General features: G+C 39.7%; 16 protein-coding genes and 1 rRNA gene (1 of these 17 running past the window's edge). 9 read left to right on the top strand and 8 right to left on the bottom strand.

Annotated elements, in window-relative coordinates:
- Positions 1–368 precede the first annotated feature (368 nt).
- The 8 genes from noc to rpmH form a co-directional block, all read right to left on the bottom strand.
- Positions 369–1,253: a nucleoid occlusion protein gene (gene noc / locus BQ5321_RS02805; RefSeq protein ID WP_071393116.1), complete on the bottom strand. Its 885-nt coding sequence runs from the start codon at positions 1,251–1,253 to the stop codon at positions 369–371.
- Positions 1,254–1,528: 275 nt separating this feature from the next.
- Complete coding sequence (gene rsmG, locus BQ5321_RS02800) at positions 1,529–2,245, bottom strand: 16S rRNA (guanine(527)-N(7))-methyltransferase RsmG (protein WP_071393115.1); 717 nt, start codon at positions 2,243–2,245, stop codon at positions 1,529–1,531.
- Between the two features lie 40 nt (positions 2,246–2,285).
- Positions 2,286–4,175: a tRNA uridine-5-carboxymethylaminomethyl(34) synthesis enzyme MnmG gene (gene mnmG, locus BQ5321_RS02795; protein WP_071393114.1), complete on the bottom strand. Its 1,890-nt coding sequence runs from the start codon at positions 4,173–4,175 to the stop codon at positions 2,286–2,288.
- 186 nt (positions 4,176–4,361) lie between these two features.
- Entirely contained in the window at positions 4,362–5,747 is a 1,386-nt protein-coding gene (mnmE, locus tag BQ5321_RS02790) for a tRNA uridine-5-carboxymethylaminomethyl(34) synthesis GTPase MnmE (protein ID WP_071393113.1), read from the bottom strand.
- A gap of 347 nt (positions 5,748–6,094) precedes the next feature.
- Complete coding sequence (jag, locus tag BQ5321_RS02785; protein WP_071393112.1) at positions 6,095–6,715, bottom strand: RNA-binding cell elongation regulator Jag/EloR; 621 nt, start codon at positions 6,713–6,715, stop codon at positions 6,095–6,097.
- Positions 6,712–7,488, bottom strand: a complete 777-nt coding sequence (gene spoIIIJ / locus BQ5321_RS02780) for a YidC family membrane integrase SpoIIIJ (RefSeq protein ID WP_071393111.1) — start codon at positions 7,486–7,488, stop codon at positions 6,712–6,714. Before spoIIIJ ends, jag begins: the two co-directional genes overlap by 4 nt.
- Before the next feature lie 227 nt (positions 7,489–7,715).
- Positions 7,716–8,099 carry a ribonuclease P protein component gene (gene rnpA / locus BQ5321_RS02775; protein WP_071393110.1) on the bottom strand — a complete coding sequence of 128 codons (384 nt, stop codon included), beginning with the start codon at positions 8,097–8,099 and terminating at the stop codon, positions 7,716–7,718.
- A gap of 158 nt (positions 8,100–8,257) precedes the next feature.
- The gene (gene rpmH, locus BQ5321_RS02770) at positions 8,258–8,392 is read right to left on the bottom strand and encodes a 50S ribosomal protein L34 (RefSeq protein ID WP_071393109.1); all 135 of its coding nucleotides are present in this window, start codon (positions 8,390–8,392) and stop codon (positions 8,258–8,260) included.
- Between the two features lie 716 nt (positions 8,393–9,108).
- Here rpmH and dnaA point away from each other — a divergent pair.
- From dnaA to BQ5321_RS02725, 9 genes are all read left to right on the top strand, one after another.
- Positions 9,109–10,455, top strand: a complete 1,347-nt coding sequence (gene dnaA, locus BQ5321_RS02765; RefSeq protein ID WP_071393108.1) for a chromosomal replication initiator protein DnaA — start codon at positions 9,109–9,111, stop codon at positions 10,453–10,455.
- A 246-nt stretch (positions 10,456–10,701) separates the two neighbouring features.
- Positions 10,702–11,838, top strand: a complete 1,137-nt coding sequence (gene dnaN, locus BQ5321_RS02760) for a DNA polymerase III subunit beta (protein ID WP_071393107.1) — start codon at positions 10,702–10,704, stop codon at positions 11,836–11,838.
- A gap of 159 nt (positions 11,839–11,997) precedes the next feature.
- A complete protein-coding gene (yaaA, locus tag BQ5321_RS02755) occupies positions 11,998–12,207 on the top strand; it encodes a S4 domain-containing protein YaaA (protein WP_071393106.1) in 210 nt (69 codons plus the stop codon).
- 28 nt (positions 12,208–12,235) lie between these two features.
- On the top strand, positions 12,236–13,354 hold the full coding sequence (gene recF / locus BQ5321_RS02750) for a DNA replication/repair protein RecF (protein ID WP_071393105.1): 1,119 nt from the start codon (positions 12,236–12,238) through the stop codon (positions 13,352–13,354).
- A gap of 9 nt (positions 13,355–13,363) precedes the next feature.
- Positions 13,364–13,609, top strand: a complete 246-nt coding sequence (remB, locus tag BQ5321_RS02745; protein ID WP_071393104.1) for an extracellular matrix regulator RemB — start codon at positions 13,364–13,366, stop codon at positions 13,607–13,609.
- A gap of 400 nt (positions 13,610–14,009) precedes the next feature.
- On the top strand, positions 14,010–15,932 hold the full coding sequence (gyrB, locus tag BQ5321_RS02740; protein ID WP_071396749.1) for a DNA topoisomerase (ATP-hydrolyzing) subunit B: 1,923 nt from the start codon (positions 14,010–14,012) through the stop codon (positions 15,930–15,932).
- Between the two features lie 279 nt (positions 15,933–16,211).
- Positions 16,212–18,728 (top strand): DNA gyrase subunit A, encoded by a 2,517-nt coding sequence (gene gyrA, locus BQ5321_RS02735; protein ID WP_234978449.1) that lies wholly within the window; start codon positions 16,212–16,214, stop codon positions 18,726–18,728.
- 109 nt (positions 18,729–18,837) lie between these two features.
- On the top strand, positions 18,838–19,941 hold the full coding sequence (locus tag BQ5321_RS02730; RefSeq protein ID WP_071393102.1) for an HD-GYP domain-containing protein: 1,104 nt from the start codon (positions 18,838–18,840) through the stop codon (positions 19,939–19,941).
- A gap of 242 nt (positions 19,942–20,183) precedes the next feature.
- Positions 20,184–20,381, top strand: a 16S ribosomal RNA gene (locus tag BQ5321_RS02725) (it continues 1,353 nt past the right edge of the window).

Here is a 20,381-nt window from a genome sequence, read left to right as displayed (position 1 = left end):
CTGCAGCGGCTAGACCCTCGGGGTCATAAGCTGTGTCGATGTGAAGGTTAAAGTGCAACCTTCTCATCACCCCATCTTATGCCTGTCGGGTCTGGCAAGCCGCTTCCACTTTTAATTTCATGTAATCTATTTTATCACGAAACAAATAGGATAATAGCACTTTTCTTCAAGAATCAAATTCGCCTGTCGAATTTGCGTCCAGAGGCTTAATTTCATTCAGCAAATGCTTTCGGTACAAAAAGCATTTGCTGAATGAAGTTAAAAGGAAAGAGAATCCTATCATATAAAAAAGAGAGGGTGCTCGGACACCCTCTTACGTAGAATAAACAATATAAACAATGAAAATAGCAGGTTATCAGACTCAAACCTCATTTAGATTTATTTTTCTTTGGTATTTTTATAGTAAATTGATAGTATTCCTCATGTTCCTCTTCATGTGTATCAAGCTTAATTCCACTGTCTGTAACCATTGATAATGATTGCCGAATAGTATTAACAGCAATTCGCATATCCTTGCTGAAGGCCTTTCGTTTTGGCTTCGGCTTCACAACCAACTGCTCCAGCAATTTCGCAACACGGTCCTCCGTCTGCTTCACATTCAGATTCTTTTCGATAATTTCTTCCAATAGCTTCACTTGCTTTTCCGGATTCTTAAGCGGAATGAGTGAACGGGCATGTCTCTCTGTAATGGTTTTGTTCAATAAAGCATCCTGTACTTCTTGTGGCAGCTTAAGCAGTCGCAGCTTATTCGCAACCGTTGACTGCCCTTTTCCAAGCCTCTGAGCCAGTGCCTCCTGTGTTAATTGATGAAGCTCTAGCAGTTTCCCATAGGCAATTGCCTCCTCAATCGGGGAAAGCTCCTCCCGCTGAAGGTTCTCAATTAGCGCAACTGAGGCTGTTTCTGTATCATTAAAGTTTTTAATAATGGCCGGAACGACGTCCCAACCAAGTTTTTTCATTGCCCGCCACCGGCGTTCACCGGCAATAATTTCGTAAGTACCCTGTCCAAATTCTCTTACCACAATTGGCTGAATAATCCCATGCGTATGAATCGTACGGGATAATTCCTCAATTTTATCGTCATCAAAAATGGTTCTTGGTTGAAAACGATTTGGTACAATTTGATCGATTGGAATTTTTTTTATTTCTTCATTTTCTACAATTTCATCAAGATCAGCATCAGCCGAATTCTCCATCCCTAACCGATCTCCCTTTTCGCCGAGGCCAAAAAAGCGTGAAAAAGAATGCTTCATCACCCTACACCACCTTTACGAAACTCCCTAAATACTTATTCTTGAAGAAAACGATAAGTCCTTCTGTTACCCAAAAGGAAATAAGTACCTTACCGTTTCCTTCGTAAGCTAAGTTATCTATTTTCTTATTCAAGCCTGGTTGTCATTAGTCGTCCGTCTTTATTCACCTAGACTAGACCTAATTAACAGACAAACCAAGCCCTATATTAATAGCTATAGTAAAAAAACAATCATTCATAAATGAATTATGCCATATTTGACAGGAAAAAGTAACTCTATTCAATAGGGCTTCGATTAGGTGTACCCGGTTTACGTGGATATTTCTTTGGTGTCTGCTTTTCTTTCCTTATCAAAAAGATATTTCGTTCGCTCTCTTCATACGGTAAAGAGAAGGAGAAGGACTCTTTTACTGCACCACCTAATAATGTGATGGCTTTTTTCCCCGCCTGAAGCTCATCACTTCCGCTCGCACCCTTCATCGCAATAAAGGTTCCGCCAACCTTCACTAGAGGAAGACAGAGCTCACTTAATACCGACATTCTCGCTACTGCTCGGGCTGTCACGACATCATAGGCTTCTCGATGGTCCTTTAACTGACCAAAGGTTTCCGCACGGTCATGAATAAATCGTACATTCTCGAGCTGAAGCTGCTCTCTCAAATGCTCGAGGAAATGGATTCTTTTATTAAGAGAATCGACAATGGTGACATGGATTTTCGGAAAGGCGATTTTTATTGGGATGCTGGGAAATCCTGCACCAGCACCGACATCACAAACCTTTAGCTCTTGGTCAAAATTGAAGTAAAATCCAGCAGTGATGGAATCGAAGAAATGCTTTAAATAGACATCCTCCTTATCCGTAATCGCTGTTAAATTCATTTTTTCATTCCATTCCACAAGCAACCTGTAATAGGTTTCATATTGTTCGATTTGTTTAGTAGTAAGGGATATTCCCTTCTCCGCAAGCAGCTTAATAAATTGTTCTGTATTCATCGATAAACCCTTTCATACTCTTGGCTTGATTTACTCTTCATTATTCGTTGGACACCCTGGCAATTTTCCCTTGCTCTAAGTAAACAAGCAGGATAGAAATATCAGCAGGATTCACGCCTGAAATTCTCGATGCCTGGGCAAGTGATAGCGGACGAATCTTTTCTAGCTTCTGCCTTGCTTCTGTGGCAAGTCCTGAAATAGATTGATAATCGATATTTTCCGGTATCTTCTTATCTTCCATTTTCTTTAACCGCTCTACCTGCTGCAATGACTTCTCTATATAGCCCTCATACTTAATTTGAATCTCTACTTGCTCTTTTACTTCAGGACCAAGCTCGATATCACCCTTCGCAATCTGTTCAATAAGCTCATAGCTCATTTCAGGACGCTTCAATAAATCAGATGCTCGGATACCGTCCTTCAGCTCACTTCCACCTACACTCTTAATTAATCCTTGAACTTCTTGGTTGGGCTTCAGAATGAGGTTCCGAAGCCTGTTAATTTCAGCCTCAATGGCTTCCTTTTTCTTCGTAAAGCGTTCGTAACGTTCCTCGGAAATAAGACCAATTTTGTGGCCGTATTCAGTAAGACGCAGGTCGGCATTATCATGGCGAAGCAGCAAGCGGTATTCCGCTCTTGAAGTCAATAAACGGTATGGCTCATTCGTCCCCTTTGTCACCAGGTCATCGATTAAGACACCGATGTAGGCATCGGAGCGGCTTAGTATTAATTCTTCTTTGCCAAGTACATTTAAACCAGCATTAATTCCAGCTATTAAGCCCTGACTCGCTGCTTCCTCATAGCCTGACGTCCCGTTAATTTGCCCAGCTGTATATAGATTTTTCACTTTCTTTGTTTCTAGTGTTGGCCACAGCTGTGAAGGCTCCATGGCATCATATTCTATCGCGTAGCCAGCCCGCATCATTTGCGCCTTTTCTAGGCCTGGGATGGATTGTAAAATTCGATGCTGAACGTCCTCAGGCATACTGGTTGATAGACCCTGAACATATACTTCTTCTGTATTCCGCCCTTCAGGCTCAAGGAAAATTTGATGTCTTGGCTTATCATTGAAACGGACAATCTTATCCTCAATGGAAGGGCAATAGCGTGCTCCTGTTCCTTTTACCATTCCGGAGAACATAGGTGCACGGTGAAGGTTTTCATCAATAATTTTATGAGTCTGTTCATTTGTGTACGTAAGCCAGCATGGCAGCTGATCCGTAATAAACTTTGTTGTTTCATAAGAGAAGGCACGCGGTTCATCATCACCTGGCTGAATCTCCGTTTTACTATAATCAATCGTGTTACTATTAACCCTTGGTGGGGTACCTGTTTTAAAACGAACGAGATTAAAACCAAGCTCCTCTAAATGCTCGGAAAGCTTGATGGATGGCTGTTGGTTATTCGGTCCGCTGGAGTATTTTAATTCCCCAAGAATAATTTCACCGCGTAGGAACGTGCCTGTTGTAATCACGACGGTTTTGGCTTGATACACAGCCCCGGTTTTCGTAACGACCCCTTTACATACATCGTCTTCGACAATTAAGTTTTCAACCATCCCTTGAATCAAGGTTAAGTTCTTTTCATTTTCAAGGGTTTTCTTCATTTCATACTGATAGGAAACCTTATCAGCCTGTGCCCGTAATGCACGCACGGCTGGGCCTTTACCTGTGTTCAGCATTCTCATTTGAATATAGGTTTTATCAATATTTTTACCCATTTCCCCGCCAAGTGCGTCAATTTCCCTTACGACAACTCCTTTAGCCGGACCGCCGACAGATGGGTTACATGGCATAAAAGCGACCATATCGAGGTTGATTGTGATCATTAGTGTTTTAGCACCAAGGCGGGCGGCAGCAAGCCCTGCCTCACAGCCTGCATGCCCTGCTCCAATCACAATCACATCATAATTACCTGCATCATATTGCATTGGTGTTGCCTCCTAAACTAATTTGCATCTCGAGGTGCCCCGCAAGGCGCCTCCGCTTTTCTATTGGTCTAGCTACAGCGCCTAGCCGCTCGAGGTCTTAAGGCACTTCGATGAGAAGGTTAAAGGACAACCTTCTCCCCGAATCGCCTTAAGCTGGTCGCGGCTGAGCAAGGCGCCTCCGCTTTTCTATTTCCCTAAACAAAATTGTGAAAATAATTGATTGATTAAACTGTCTTGAACGCTCTCGCCAATAATTTCCCCCAGCAGTTCCCACGTTCTCGTTAAATCTATTTGAATGATATCAACCGGAGTATCGATCTCAATTCCCTCTAATACATCATTAATAGCTGTATATGCCTGGTCTAATAGCGCAATATGACGGCTGTTAGATACGTAAGTCATATCTCCTGCCTCAATAGAGCCTGTAAAGAAGAGATCCGATATGGCTTCTTCAAGCTCCTCAATCCCTTTCTCTTCAACGAGCGACGTTGTAATCAGCTTATGATGGCTAGCCAACGCCTTCACACGGTCCATATCGATTTTCTGCGGAAGATCTGTTTTATTCACAATGACAATAACATCCATACCTTTGACAACATCAAAGAGGTTTTCATCCTCCTGCGTTAATTCATCAGAATAATTTAAAACAAGCAAAATGAGGTCAGCTTCCTTTAACACCTGCCGTGATCGCTCAACACCAATCCTCTCGACAATGTCCTCCGTTTCACGTATCCCGGCCGTATCTAACAGCCGTAACGGAACACCGCGGACATTCACATATTCCTCAATAACATCACGGGTTGTACCCGGTATATCTGTCACAATGGCCTTATTTTCCTGAACTAGACTATTCAAAAGCGAAGATTTCCCTACATTCGGACGACCGACAATGACCGTTGACAAGCCCTCGCGGAGAATCTTGCCCTGTGAGGAGGTTTGCAATAAATGCTCAATTTCCTTTTTCACATAAGAGGCCTTTTCCCTCAGCATCTTATGAGTCATTTCTTCCACATCGTCATATTCAGGATAGTCAATATTCACTTCAATTTGCGCTAATGTTTCAATCAGCTCTTGACGAAGCCTTGTGATCAGCTTAGACAGCCTGCCCTCCATTTGACCTAAAGCTACATTCATAGCCCGATCCGTTTTCGCACGAATCAAATCCATCACTGCTTCAGCCTGCGATAGATCAATCCGACCATTCAAGAAGGCTCTTTTTGTAAATTCTCCAGGCTCTGCAATTCGAGCACCGTTTTTCAGACAAAGCTGCAGCACTCGATTCACCGAAACTAAGCCGCCATGGCAGTTAATTTCGACAACGTCCTCTTTTGTAAAAGTCTTCGGTCCTCTCATAATCGACACCATAACCTCTTCTGCGACCTCATTTGTGTTCGGATCGACAATATGGCCATAATGAATCGTATGTGATGGCTGTTCCGTGATCTTTTTTCCACTCACACCTCGAAAAAGCCTTTCTGCGATAGAAAAAGCTTGGTCTCCACTTAAGCGGACAATCGCAATCGCTCCCTCTCCCATTGGAGTCGAAATTGCTGCAATCGTATCAAATTCCACTTCTTTTCACCTCTCTCAAAAAAAGCAAAAGCACCTTTTGCTGAAATCTATCCGTTTTTTCGTAAAAGCTCAACCTTATGAGCTTTGAGTTATCCACTACCATTGTTAGCACGAAAAAGAACTTCTTATACTTATACACAGCTCTTTAAACCCATTATTTTATTTTAACTTATCCACATGTGAATAACAACAAAGCACTTTTCTATAGGTTAAGGAAATTTCCTAAAGAGAATATTATTTCCCATTTAATAATAGACAGTCAACTTTTTCACTATTTTCTATCATTGTTACAAAGATAGAGAAAAAAAGCTGAATCCCAAAGGGTTCAGCTTTTTGAAAGAAACTAATTATTTATTCGGCGCAATCACAATATGTCGATGAGGATCAACGCCGCTTGAGAACGTCTTTATTTTTTTGTTATCCATTAACGCAGTGTGAATAACCTTACGCTCATAGGAAGGCATAGGCTCTAGTGCAACTTCCTTTCCCGTTTTAACGGCCTTTTGCGCCAGTTTTTCAGCTAAATGAATTAACGTCTCGTTTCTTCTCTCACGATAATCTTCCGCATCAAGGATGACATTTAAATATTGATTAGAAAAACGATTGATCACCAGCTGGGTCAAATACTGTAGGGAATTAAGCGTTTGTCCTCTTTTGCCGATAAGCATGGCAATTTTTTCACCGGAAAGCTTCATTTTTACCTGCTTTCCGTTTTTTTCCACATCAATCGAAATAGGAGCGCCCATTTTCCCACAAACATCTAACAAATACTTTTCTGCTTCCTCGATCGGGTCTATTTTGACCGAAACCTTTACAACAGCAGGTCGTGAGCCAAAGATTCCAAAAATACCTTTTTTGCCTTCATCAATAATCGAAATCTCTGTACGATCTTCTGTTGCTTGTAATTGAGCTAAAGCCGATTCAACTGCTTCTTTGACAGTTTGTCCCGTAGCAGTAACCTGTCTCACTTTTTTGCTCCTCCCGATTTACTGGCCGCTGCTGCTTTTAAGTCCGGCCCTTTAATGAAATATGTTTGAACAATCATAAATAAGTTACCTACTACCCAGTAAAGCGCAAGAGCTGCTGGGAAATTTATAGCAAATACAACGATCATAATCGGCATGAGCCAAAGCATCATCGCCATTTGCGGATTGTTTTCCATTCCGACCATTGTAATTTTTTGTTGAATGAACGTTGTCACACCAGCAATGATTGGTAATAAGTAGATTGGATCCGGTGCGGCAAGGTCGAACCATAGAAAGTTCGCATGCTCCTGTAGCTCCGGTGTTCTCATGATGGCATGATAGATACCGATTAGGATTGGCATTTGGACAACAAGCGGTAAACAGCCCGCAAGTGGATTGACGCCATATTTTTGGAATAATTCCATTGTTTCCTGTTGTAACTTTTGCTGTGTCTTTTGGTCTTTAGAGCTGTACTTTTCTCTCAGCTTTTGTAGCTCAGGCTGAATCGCCTGCATTGCTTTAGAACTTTTCGTTTGTTTGATCATTAGCGGCAAAATAACTAGCCTTAGAATAATTGTCACGATAATAATCGCCAGCCCGAAACTACCACCTGCAAATTCAGCAACTTTCACAATGAATAATGAAAGCGGATATACAATATACTGGTTCCAAAAGCCTTCGCTTTCAGAAGTAATCGGGATATTTGTCTCTGTACAGCCAGCTAAAAGGGCCACCACAAAAACTAAGCCGATCAATAAAAATATTCGCTTTTTCAACCGTTTTTTCCTCCTTAAAGCACAAAAGGTATTTTTTATGAAATTTCACGTTTGATAAGAAACAATTCTCCAGCTCCTTGGAAGCACTAAATAGAGTCTACAAAGGAATGGCTGCTTGTTCAAGTTAGGTCACACGCTCATTTCTTATCCACTAGATGTCCAACCTAAACCATTTTACCATCTTTTATTAGTAAACGCTTTTAATATAAAAAAATATAAGCAGAAATTTACTTTTCAGTTACATCCTCACGATTTTTCCTTGGTTCCTGCGACTTCACAAAGACCTTTGCCAGCTTCAGGACATGCGTAAGGCTCTTTTGAATCTCAGAAAAATCCATTTCAGCAGTCGGTCTTCGGGCAATAATAATATAGTCAATATCATTATGTATAAACCCATCAAATTCGTGAAAAGCCTGTCGTATATATCGTTTAATTCGATTTCGAGTCACGGCATTGCCAACCTTTTTACTGACAGACAAACCAATTCGAAAATGCTTTTGCTCATGTTTCTTTAATGTATAGACAACAAACTGTCTATTGGCAACGGATTTCCCTTTTTTAAACACCTCTTGAAAATCCGTATTTTTTTTTACTCGATACTCTTTTCTCATCCTGGATCCACCTACATTTACATTCGTTAAAGGAGTGACCTCTATATTCATTATTCCCACTCTGCATGTTCAGAAACTTTCCTGGCAGATAATTTTAGAGACCAATGCTGTTTGTTTTATCAATTAATGAGAAAAAAGACCACTGACATTTCAGTGGTCTAGGCAGATAATACTTTTCTTCCTTTACGACGACGACGAGCTAAAACGTTGCGTCCGTTTGAACTGCTCATACGTGCACGAAATCCGTGAACTTTGCTATGTTTACGTTTTTTAGGTTGATATGTTCTTTTCATTATATGACACCTCCCTCGAGGAATTGCTCTTTAAAGACAGTATTCTAATTATATATAGGGTGTTCTAAAAATGTCAACACTCTTAATAGTATAACCCCACATAAATAATTTTTCTACCCCCAAATATTACCGTGAATCTCGTTCCAGCTCAACGTTAAAAATAATATAAATGATAATTGGATATAGGATGCTTTTTATCCTTCTGAATTATAACCGGAAAGGGTAGGCATCACAAGAACGTTAGTGAAAAAATATTTTTTCACTAACAGGGTGTTTCCTTGAATTTTACCTTTCTCATGATTATTTGTGGATTCTTTTCGACAGTTTTTCTCGTTATCCACAACATATATTGACAGGTTTTTCACATAACCACTACCTGTGGACATTAGTTAATCACAACTTGTTCGGCTTGTGGATAAACTCTCAAAAACCGTTGCATAGCTAGCATTTATTTGATATTATATTTGTGTTTTCACCCTTAGCAAGTTATCCACAAAACGTCTTTATCCACAATCTGTTGATAAGTTGTGAATAAGTTATCCACTTAGGTTAATAAAGGTTGTCCACATGTAGTGGATATTGTCGAAAGGTTATATTATTTCCTTATTAATATATTTATCCACAATCATCATTTCGTATATAGATTATCTATAGGTTGTACATTACCGTATAACCTATTGTTTTTTATGCGAACGAGAGTAAAGGAGGGATAACTGTTGGAAAATATTTCGGATCTTTGGAATAGTATATTAGCTAATGTTGAGAAGAAGGTTTCAAAGCCTAGCTTTGATACATGGTTAAAAGCTACGAAGGCCCATTCCCTTCAAGGAGATTCTTTAGTTGTAACTGCTCCAAATGAATTTGCTCGAGATTGGCTTGAAGAACGGTATTCTCCGCTCATTACCGGGGTGCTCTATGAAATTACCGGGGAAGAGTTTACGGTCAAATTCATTATTCCGCAAAGCCAGACTGAAAAAGGGGAAAAACTGCCGTCTCCTCCTAAAGATACGAAAAAGGTTGATCATCATTCGGAATTCCCAATTAGTATGCTGAATGAGAAGAACACCTTTGATACCTTTGTTATTGGATCGGGAAATCGTTTTGCCCATGCTGCCTCACTTGCTGTAGCTGAAGCACCTGCAAAAGCCTATAATCCCTTATTTATTTATGGAGGGGTAGGTCTCGGAAAAACCCACTTAATGCATGCTATTGGCCATTACGTTTTATACCATAATCCTTCCGCAAAGGTTGTCTATCTATCTTCGGAAAAGTTTACGAACGAATTTATTAATTCTATTAGAGATAACAAGGCAGAGGAGTTTCGAAATAAGTATCGAAATGTCGATGTGCTTTTAATTGATGATATTCAATTCCTAGCTGGAAAAGAATCAACACAAGAAGAATTTTTCCATACCTTTAATACGCTTCATGAAGAAAGTAAGCAGATTGTCATCTCTAGCGATCGCCCGCCAAAGGAGATTCCAACCCTTGAGGAACGGCTGCGCTCACGCTTTGAATGGGGACTGATTACAGATATTACGCCACCTGATTTGGAAACAAGGATTGCTATTCTACGTAAAAAAGCTAAAGCAGATGGACTTGAGATTCCAAATGAGGTCATGCTGTATATTGCAAACCAAATTGATTCGAATATCCGTGAGCTGGAAGGTGCACTAATTAGAGTCGTCGCTTATTCTTCATTGGTTAATAAAGATATTAATGCAGATTTAGCAGCAGAGGCACTGAAAAATATCATTCCTACTTCGAAGCCTAAAATCATTACGATTCCAGAGATTCAACGAGTAGTTGGCGAGCACTATAATGTGAAGCTAGAGGATTTCAAAGCAAAAAAACGAACTAAATCCGTTGCATTTCCAAGGCAGATTGCCATGTATTTATCAAGGGAGCTGACTGATTTTTCATTACCGAAAATAGGTGAAGAATTTGGTGGACGTGACCATACAACGGTGATTCATGCTCATGAAAAAATTTCAAAGCTGCTTCAATCAGATTCTCAACTGCAAAGGGAAGTAAAAGATATACAAGAGGAATTAAAGGTTTAATTTTTACAGCTATTCTACTATTTCTTTTATTCAATTGTTCCAAAATCAACTCTACTTTAACCTTTAAGCAGAAAAATAGTGTGAATAACTTTGCTGAATTCGTGCACAGTCTATCCACATGTGGATAGGCTGTGTTTCCTTACCTACTTAGGGTTATCCACATAATCACAGGCCCTACTATTACTATTATTCTTTTTAATAAAAAAATATATATATAAATTAGCCTAAAACGGAGGATTAAAAATAATGAGATTTATAATCCAACGGGATCACTTAGTCCAAAGTGTCCAGGATGTTATGAAAGCCGTCACCAGTAGAACCACTATTCCTATTTTGACAGGAATTAAGATAGTAGCTTCAGATGAAGGTGTTACGTTAACCGGCAGTGATTCTGATGTCTCAATAGAATCCTTTATTCCAAAAGAAGAAGATGATAAAGAAATCGTAACGGTTAAACAAGCAGGTGCCATTGTTCTGCAAGCCAAGTTTTTCAGTGAAATGGTGAGAAAACTACCTTCTGATACGGTTGAAATCGAAGTCCAAAACCATTTACAAACAGTCATCCGTTCTGGTAACTCTGAATTTAATTTAATTGGCCTTGATGCAGATGAGTATCCACATCTTCCACAAATTGAAGAAGAAAACGTATTTAAAATCTCAACAGATTTACTAAAAGCGATGATTCGCCAAACATCCTTTGCAGTGTCCACCTCAGAAACACGCCCAATCTTGACAGGTGTCAACTGGAAGGTTGAAAACAGCGAACTAAACTGTATTGCAACAGATAGTCACCGTCTTGCATTAAGAAAAGCCAAAGTAGAAATAGATTCTGCTGCCCATTACAATGTCGTCATTCCAGGAAAAAGCTTGAATGAATTAAGCAAAATCCTCGCTGACAACAACGAATTGATTGATATTGTCATTACCGAAAATCAAATTTTATTTAAAGCGAAGCATCTATTGTTTTTCTCGAGACTATTAGAGGGTAATTATCCTGACACTTCTAGACTGATTCCAACAGAAAGCAAAACAGAAATTGTTCTGCAAACAAAAGAATTTTTACAAGCGATTGACCGTGCTTCATTATTAGCAAGAGAAGGCCGAAATAATGTGGTGAAGCTATCAACGCTTGAAGATCAAATTGTTGAAATTTCATCGAATACTCCTGAGGTAGGAAAGGTTGTCGAGGAAATAAAGGGTCTTTCTGTTGAGGGAGAAGAATTGAAAATCTCCTTTAGTGCAAAATATATGATGGATGCATTAAAGGCTTTAGAAGGCACAGAAATTAAAGTAAGCTTTACTGGAGCGATGAGACCATTCATTATCCAGCCAATCAATGACGAGTCGATCCTGCAGTTAATTCTTCCTGTACGAACCTATTAAGATTTCCTAGCAAAAATCCTTACATTTTTTAAAGCTGCCGCTTCAAACGGCGGCTTTTCGTGTAAAAACATGAAAAATGGTTCCTGATACCTTTGAATAGTTCGTAAATATTTAGTAAAATGAAGTATTAGATATTATGGATGACGGAGTGGAAACAAGATGAAAACAATCAAAATTGAGACCGAGTATATTACACTTGGCCAATTTCTAAAAGCTGCAGATGTTATAGCAACCGGCGGAATGGCGAAGTGGTTCTTAAGTGAGCACGAAATACTCATCAACGGAGAAAAAGACCAAAGACGGGGCAGAAAGCTTCGTTCCGGCGATAAAATTGAGATCCTTGGTCTTGACACATACATCCTCCAATAGGGTGATCATTTTCCAAAGGATGAATTGAATGTTTATCAAACAATTGCAGCTGAAAAATTATCGAAATTATGAAGAGCTTGATATTCAGTTCGAAAACAAAGTGAATGTCATACTAGGTGAAAATGCCAATGGGAAAACAAATGTGATGGAATCCATCTATGTTTTAGCAATGGCTAAATCTCATCGAACCTCCAATGATAAAGAACTTATTCTTTGGGATAAAGATTATGCTAAAATAGAAGGTAGGGTTCAAAAGCATAATGGTGCCTTACCCATGGAGCTGATCATTTCAAAAAAGGGCAAAAAGGCAAAATGTAATCATATTGAGCAAAAAAAGCTCAGTCAATATGTCGGGAATATGAATGTGGTCATGTTCGCACCGGAAGACCTTAATCTTGTAAAAGGCAGTCCACAAGTTAGACGGCGTTTTATTGATATGGAGATAGGGCAGATTTCGCCTGTCTATCTGCATGACATTAGCCAGTTAAACAAGGTTCTACAACAGCGTAATCATTACTTAAAACAGCTTCAGACTAAGAAACAAAAGGATGAAACCATGCTCGATATTTTAACCGAGCAATTTATTGAAATGGCAGTAAAAATTTTATCCAAACGCTTTGAATTTCTCCATTTGCTGCAAAAATGGGCAACGCCCATTCATGAAGGCATATCAAGGGGCTTGGAAACATTAAAAATAAAATACAAACCCTCTGTTGATGTATCAGAAGAACAAGATTTGTCGAAAATGAAAAGTATCTACGAAAATAAATATACTCAAGTAAAACAGAGAGAGATTGACCGTGGAGTTACATTATTTGGTCCTCAGCGGGATGACCTTCTTTTTTTTGTGAATGGTCGTGATGTTCAAACCTTTGGCTCACAGGGGCAGCAGCGAACCACTGCCTTATCGATTAAACTAGCAGAAATTGAGCTCATTCATGATGAAATTAGAGAATATCCTATTCTTTTACTAGATGATGTACTATCAGAGTTAGATCATTTCCGGCAATCCCATTTGCTAAATACCATTCAAGGAAAGGTGCAGACCTTTGTCACAACAACAAGTGTGGAGGGGATTGATCATCAAACCCTGAAAGAAGCGTCAACCTTTTATGTGAAAAATGGAACGATAGAAAAGATTCAGTGAGGTGGAAAATTGTATATTCATTTTGGAGAGGAAACCATTGTAAAAACAAAGGATATCATTGCTATCATAGATAAAAATAGTTTTACTTCTTCAACAAACATGGATGATTTTTTACAGCAATATAAGAATCAATCAGAGCATTTAATTAAAGGATCCTTCAAATCCGTTATTGTAACTACTGAGCAACTCTACTTTTCCCCGTTAGCTTCTAGTACATTAAAGAAACGTTCGCAAAAGTGGGCCTTATCTGACTGACAAATGTGTTGAAGCAGTTCATTTCAAAGTCTTGACGAAGCTTTTTTTGTCTATGACTTTTTATTATAGATTAACCTTTTTATGATTATTTATTTCCTTCAGAAAAATTTTCATCGTGAAGGATCGTTTTAACTTCATTCAGCAGAAATTCTCCCCTTCTATAAGTGGGAGATGAAGGCAAATGGCACTTCGATTTAGTGGGGGTATAAACCCAGGCTGAATGAAGTTAAGCCTCCGGCGGATGTCACGGATTTTTTAAGGTAGTTTATCGAGCGAGCTCGATAAAAATCCAGACGCAAATTCGACGGGCGAATTTGATCATGACCAGTAAAAGTCGATTTTTCAATAAAAAAGAATACGTAATCAACACCAAAGGAAAGTGTAGGTGACTGTTATGGCAATGGAGCAAAATGCAGTTCCTGAACAAGCATATGATGCCAACCAAATACAAGTCCTAGAAGGTCTTGAGGCAGTAAGAAAACGCCCCGGAATGTATATTGGTTCAACAAGTGCAAAAGGCCTCCACCATTTAGTATGGGAAATCGTTGATAATAGTATCGATGAGGCATTGGCCGGTTATTGTACAGAAATTAACGTAGTAATTGAAAAGGACAATAGTATTACTGTAACGGATAATGGGCGTGGAATACCTGTTGGAATTCAAGAAAAAACTGGTCGCCCAGCAGTTGAGGTAATTTTAACCGTGCTTCACGCTGGTGGTAAATTCGGCGGAGGAGGCTATAAAGTTTCCGGTGGATTGCACGGGGTGGGTGCTTCGGTTGTTAATGCTCTTTCAACTGAATTAGAGGTTTTTGTCCACCTTGAGGGTCATATTCACTATCAAAAATTTAACAGAGGCGTACCTTGCGCCGACTTAGCCATTGTTGGAGAAACAGATAAAACAGGTACAATCATTCACTTCACACCAGACCCGGAAATTTTCAAGGAAACAACGGAATTTGAATATGATGTACTTGCAACGAGAATTAGAGAGTTAGCCTTTTTAAACAGAGGTTTATTGATAACGATTGAAGATAAACGCGTTGAAAGTAAAAGGGCGGAATACCACTACGAAGGTGGTATTAAATCATATGTTGAACATTTAAACCGCACAAAGGAAGTTCTTCATGAAGAGCCGATTTATATTGAGGGAGAACGCGAGGGAATTTCGATTGAGGTATCTATTCAATATAATGATAGCTACACAGGAAATATCTACTCCTTTGCCAATAATATTCACACCTATGAGGGCGGCACACATGAATCCGGCTTTAAAACGGCTCTAACGAGGGTAATCAATGATTATGCAAGAAAAAATGGGCTGATTAAGGAAAGTGAAACAAATCTATCGGGTGAGGATGTTAGAGAAGGCTTGGTTGCGATTGTATCCATTAAGCATCCAGACCCGCAATTTGAAGGACAAACAAAAACAAAGCTTGGCAATTCGGAAGTAAGAGCGATTACCGATTCTATCTTTGCGGATCACTTTGAGAAGTTTCTACTAGAAAACCCTTCGGTGGCTAAGAAAATTGTTGAAAAAGGCTTAATGGCGACAAGAGCTAGATTGGCTGCGAAAAAGGCCCGCGAGCTAACAAGGCGTAAGAGTGCCCTAGAGGTTTCCAGTCTGCCTGGAAAGCTTGCTGACTGTTCTTCTAAAGACCCAGCTATCAGCGAAATTTATATTGTTGAGGGTGACTCTGCAGGCGGTTCCGCCAAGCAGGGACGCGACCGCCATTTCCAAGCGATTCTGCCTTTAAGAGGGAAAATCTTAAACGTAGAGAAGGCACGTCTGGATCGGATTCTATCAAACAATGAGGTTCGGGCTATGATTACAGCTGCTGGAACCGGAATTGGAGAAGATTTTGATATTTCTAAAGCGAGATATCATAAAATTGTTATCATGACAGATGCCGATGTTGACGGTGCCCATATCCGGACACTTTTATTAACATTCTTCTACCGCTATATGAGACAAATCATTGAAGCGGGTTATATATATATTGCCCAGCCGCCGTTATATAAAATACAGCATGGAAAAAGAGTTGAGTATGCCTATAACGAAAAGCAACTGGAGGAAGTGATGGGAACATTCCCACCTAACCAAAAGCCAAATGTGCAGCGTTACAAAGGATTAGGAGAAATGAATCCTGAACAGCTGTGGGAAACCACAATGGATCCGGCAACTCGAACTCTCCTGCAGGTAAGCTTAGAAGATGCGATTGAAGCGGATGAAACCTTTGAAATGCTGATGGGCGATAAAGTAGAACCTCGCCGTCAGTTTATTGAAGAAAATGCTTTATATGTTAAAAACCTTGATATATAAAGAGGGCTTCGATAATTTGTAAGCAAATTATCCGTTAAATGTGGCATGAAAAGTAGATATTTCGCAGTCTTTTAATCAGCCGGGATAGAGATGTTTCTATCCCGCTTTCATGGTTATTCGAAAGAAACTGGGGCTTTGCGGCCGTTTTTACGGTCTGTGAATGTATATGATAAATAAATTTCGACCCAGGAACGACGAATGTCGTTTCATAAAAGGGAGGTTTATAAATTGTCTGAAACGCCAAATTCAAAGGTAAAAGAGATTAATATCAGTCAGGAAATGCGGACATCCTTCTTGGATTATGCGATGAGTGTCATTGTATCCCGTGCCCTTCCGGATGTAAGGGATGGATTAAAGCCAGTTCATCGCCGGATATTGTATGCCATGCATGATCTTGGTATGCACTCCGATAAACCATTTAAAAAATCAGCCCGTATCGTTGGAGATGTTATCGGTAAATATCACCCGCACGGTGATTCAGCTGTATATGAAACGATGGTTAGAATGGCACAGGATTTTAACCAGCGCTATATGCTGGTTGACGGTCATGGAAACTTTGGTTCGATTGACGGTGACTCAGCGGCAGCGATGCGTTATACAGAAGCACGTATGTCTAAGATTTCAATGGAACTATTAAGAGATATTAATAAAGACACGATTGATTATCAGGATAACTATGATGGTGAAGAAAAGGAACCGGTTGTATTACCATCTCGATTCCCTAACCTTCTTGTTAATGGTACCTCCGGAATTGCAGTTGGAATGGCAACTAATATCCCACCACACCAGCTTGGCGAGGTGATTGACGGGGTACTTGCAGTCAGCCGTGACCCTGAAATTACGATTCCAGAACTAATTGATATTATTCCCGGCCCGGATTTCCCAACAGGTGCTTTAATTCTTGGTCGCAGCGGTATTCGAAAGGCTTATGAAACAGGCAGAGGTACAATTAAGGTTCGTGCAAAGGTCGAAATTGAACAAAAATCGAATGGTAAAGAAGTAATCATTGTTAATGAGATACCATACCAAGTCAATAAAGCGAAGCTGATTGAAAGAATTGCGGAGCTTGTACGTGAAAAGAAAATTGATGGCATAACAGACCTTCGCGATGAATCGGACCGCAGGGGGCTGCGAATTGTCATTGAGGTTCGCAAGGATGCGAATGCCAATGTTTTATTAAATAATCTCTATAAGCATACAGCTTTACAAACAACCTTCGGAGTTAATTTACTGGCCCTTGTGAACGGCGAGCCAAAGGTTCTGAATTTAAAGCAATGCCTTGTTTATTATCTTGATCACCAACGAGTAATCATTAGAAGAAGAACCGAATTTGAACTGCGTAAAGCGGAAGCGCGTGCCCATATTTTAGAAGGGTTACGAATTGCCCTTGATAACCTTGATGCAGTCATCAATCTTATTCGGAGTTCAAGAACAACGGATATTGCCCGTGAAGGCTTAATGACTACCTTTAACTTGTCAGAAAAGCAGGCACAGGCCATTCTTGACATGCGACTCCAGCGCTTAACCGGCTTGGAACGCGAAAAAATCGAAGAGGAATATCAAGAGCTTGTTAAACTAATTGCTGAACTAAAGGCTATTTTGGCAGATGATGAGAAAATCCTTGAGATTATTCGTGAGGAGCTAACTGAAATTAAAGAGCGTTTTAATGATAAACGACGCACTGAAATCGTTTCAGGTGGAATTGAAGATATTGAAGATGAAGATCTAATTCCACGCGAAAACGTCGTTATTACGCTAACACATAATGATTATATCAAGAGACTCCCTGTATCCACTTACCGCTCACAAAAGAGAGGTGGACGGGGTATTCAAGGAATGGGAACAAATGACGATGATTTCGTCGAGCATTTAATTACGACTTCAACCCATGATACGATTCTATTCTTCACAAACAAAGGGAAGGTGTATCGTGCGAAGGGGTACGAGATTCCAGAATATAGTCGGACGGCAAAAGGAATCCCAATTATTAACCTGCTTGGAATAGAAAAGGATGAATGGGTAAATGCCATTATTCCTGTTTCTGAGTTCGAGGATGATTGGTTCTTATTCTTTACTACAAAGCACGGAGTCTCAAAGCGTTCACCACTATCCTCCTTTGCCCATATTCGGAATAGTGGCTTAATCGCCTTGAATCTAAGAGAAGGGGACGAGCTTATCTCTGTTCGTTTAACGGATGGAAATAAAGAGATGATTATTGGAACGAAAAATGGTCTCTTAATTCGCTTCCCTGAAACAGATGTACGTTCAATGGGTAGAACAGCCTCGGGTGTTAAAGGTATCTCCTTGAATGAGGATGATGAGGTTGTTGGTATGGAAGTACTTGAGGAAGACTCAGAGGTTCTGATTGTTACCCAAAATGGTTACGGTAAACGAACACCGGCAGCTGAATATCGTTTACAGAGCCGTGGTGGAAAAGGGATTAAAACCTGCAATATTACCGAGAAAAACGGCAGTCTTGTGTCCATGAAGGTAGTAAATGGTGAAGAGGATATTATGATTATCACAACAGGTGGAGTACTAATCCGTATGGCTGTTAATGATATTTCCTCAATGGGAAGAAATACACAGGGTGTAAGACTGATTCGCTTGGATGAACATGACCAAGAATATGTTGCGACAGTTGCTTTAGTTGAAAGAGATGATGAATCAGAGCGGACATCTCCTGAAGCAATGGAACCAGACGAAATGCTGGAAGAGATAGAGTCTAATGACCCTGAACTACAAGAAGCTGATGAAGCACAAGCAGAGGAAAATACTGATACAAGTGAAGAGTAAAAGGTAAAAGAGAGGCACATTTAGCGGTGCTTCTCTTTTTTTTATTATTGCAGTATACTTTATAAACGCAGTAAAATAAAGACAATACGAACTTTCTGAAGGTGAAGAGATGCTTGTCAAAGTAGATCATTTAATAGAAGGCTGCATTGTCTCGGAAGATATCCTTGGTAGGATAGGATATCCGATTGTTAAAAAGAACACAGTATTAACAAATGATTTGATTGATATAATGAAATTATTTCTAATTCATACTGTTCAGGTCGAAAAAACGCTTATTTCGGGTGAGCCATTTGTTCCTGTAGAAGTCATCCTGGAGGAAATAGTAAAAAAAGCAACTGATTTTACGCAGAGTGAAAACGGTGGGAAGGATTTTATTTCTCTATTTCTTTATACTGCAGAGGAATATCATAAGCAATTTCAGCTCTGGCAATCTGGAATTCCCATTGAAATAACAACAGTCAGACAGCTACTTTTACCATTATTGAATGAAGGGTTGGAGAAATCAGTCGAGATTTTTTCCTTGCATCATTATTCAACAGTAGAAAGATATCCTTATCAGCATGCTGTTGCAGTGGGTTTACTAAGTGGTTTTATTGCGGAGAAGCTTAAATATTCTAAAGGAGAGATTGTTCAGACAGCATTAGCTGGGACCTTAGCTGACTGCGGAATGGCCAAAATCAACCCAAGAATCTTGCAAAAAAGTGCCGCTTTAACTATCCAGGAATATTCTGAGGTAAAAAATCACCCCAAATATAGTTATCAAATGGTCCGAGATTTACCTTTGTTAAAGGAAGGGGCGAAAATCGCTGTTCTACAGCATCATGAACGCCTTGATGGAAGCGGGTACCCCATTTCGTTAAAGAGCAGTATGATTCATCCAATCGCTAAAATAATCGCGGTTGCTGATACATATCATGCGATGACATCAGAGCGATTATATCGGAAAAAGCAATCTCCGTTTAAAGTCCTGGAAATGCTAGAGCAGGATTATTTTGGCCAGTTTGATTTAGCTTCTCTGAGAGCACTAAGTAGCGGAATTGTTAACTTTTCGACTGGTAGCAGTATTAAGCTCTCAAATGGAAAGGTGGGAGAGGTTCTATTCATAAACGATAAATCGCCAACTAGACCGTTAATAAAATTTATCAATACTGAAGAAATTCTTAATCTGGAGGAAAGTAGGAATCTTTATATTGAAGAAGTCATGAATATATAATCTTTGAAAAAAGTCTTGCATATATAGATCTGTCCTGTTATACTAATTCAAGTCAGTAAAATGGACTGTTTTTTTAAAAGATATTTTTAAAAAAACATTGACTTAATAACAACAGTATGATAAATTATTAAAAGTCGCTTTTGGTGACTTGTAATTGTTCCTTGAAAACTGAACAACAAAAAAGTCAACGTTAATTCAATGTCTTTTTTAAAAAGACAATTAGAGCTTAATCAAACACTACTTTATTGGAGAGTTTGATCCTGGCTCAGGACGAACGCTGGCGGCGTGCCTAATACATGCAAGTCGAGCGAATCTGAGGGAGCTTGCTCCCGAAGGTTAGCGGCGGACGGGTGAGTAACACGTGGGCAACCTGCCTATAAGACTGGGATAACTTCGGGAAACCGGAGCTAATACCGGATAATTCTTTTCCTCTCATGAGG

Source organism: Bacillus tuaregi (assembly GCF_900104575.1).
Lineage (GTDB): Bacteria > Bacillota > Bacilli > Bacillales > Cytobacillaceae > Bacillus_BD > Bacillus_BD tuaregi.
Note: the sequence above shows the minus strand (reverse complement) of the source record. Positions and strands in the feature narration are given on the sequence as shown.

Bases quoted from the DNA above. Each gene is read 5' to 3' on its own strand.
- recF (WP_071393105.1), top strand. From the start codon at position 12,236: ATGTTTATCAAACAATTGCAGCTGAAAAATTATCGAAATTATGAAGAG.
- noc (WP_071393116.1), bottom strand. From the start codon at position 1,253: ATGAAGCATTCTTTTTCACGCTTTTTTGGCCTCGGCGAAAAGGGAGAT.
- mnmG (WP_071393114.1), bottom strand. From the start codon at position 4,175: ATGCAATATGATGCAGGTAATTATGATGTGATTGTGATTGGAGCAGGG.
- dnaN (WP_071393107.1), top strand. From the start codon at position 10,702: ATGAGATTTATAATCCAACGGGATCACTTAGTCCAAAGTGTCCAGGAT.
- gyrA (WP_234978449.1), top strand. From the start codon at position 16,212: ATGCGGACATCCTTCTTGGATTATGCGATGAGTGTCATTGTATCCCGT.
- rpmH (WP_071393109.1), bottom strand. From the start codon at position 8,392: ATGAAAAGAACATATCAACCTAAAAAACGTAAACATAGCAAAGTTCAC.
- yaaA (WP_071393106.1), top strand. From the start codon at position 11,998: ATGAAAACAATCAAAATTGAGACCGAGTATATTACACTTGGCCAATTT.
- BQ5321_RS02730 (WP_071393102.1), top strand. From the start codon at position 18,838: ATGCTTGTCAAAGTAGATCATTTAATAGAAGGCTGCATTGTCTCGGAA.
- gyrB (WP_071396749.1), top strand. From the start codon at position 14,010: ATGGAGCAAAATGCAGTTCCTGAACAAGCATATGATGCCAACCAAATA.
- rsmG (WP_071393115.1), bottom strand. From the start codon at position 2,245: ATGAATACAGAACAATTTATTAAGCTGCTTGCGGAGAAGGGAATATCC.
- rnpA (WP_071393110.1), bottom strand. From the start codon at position 8,099: ATGAGAAAAGAGTATCGAGTAAAAAAAAATACGGATTTTCAAGAGGTG.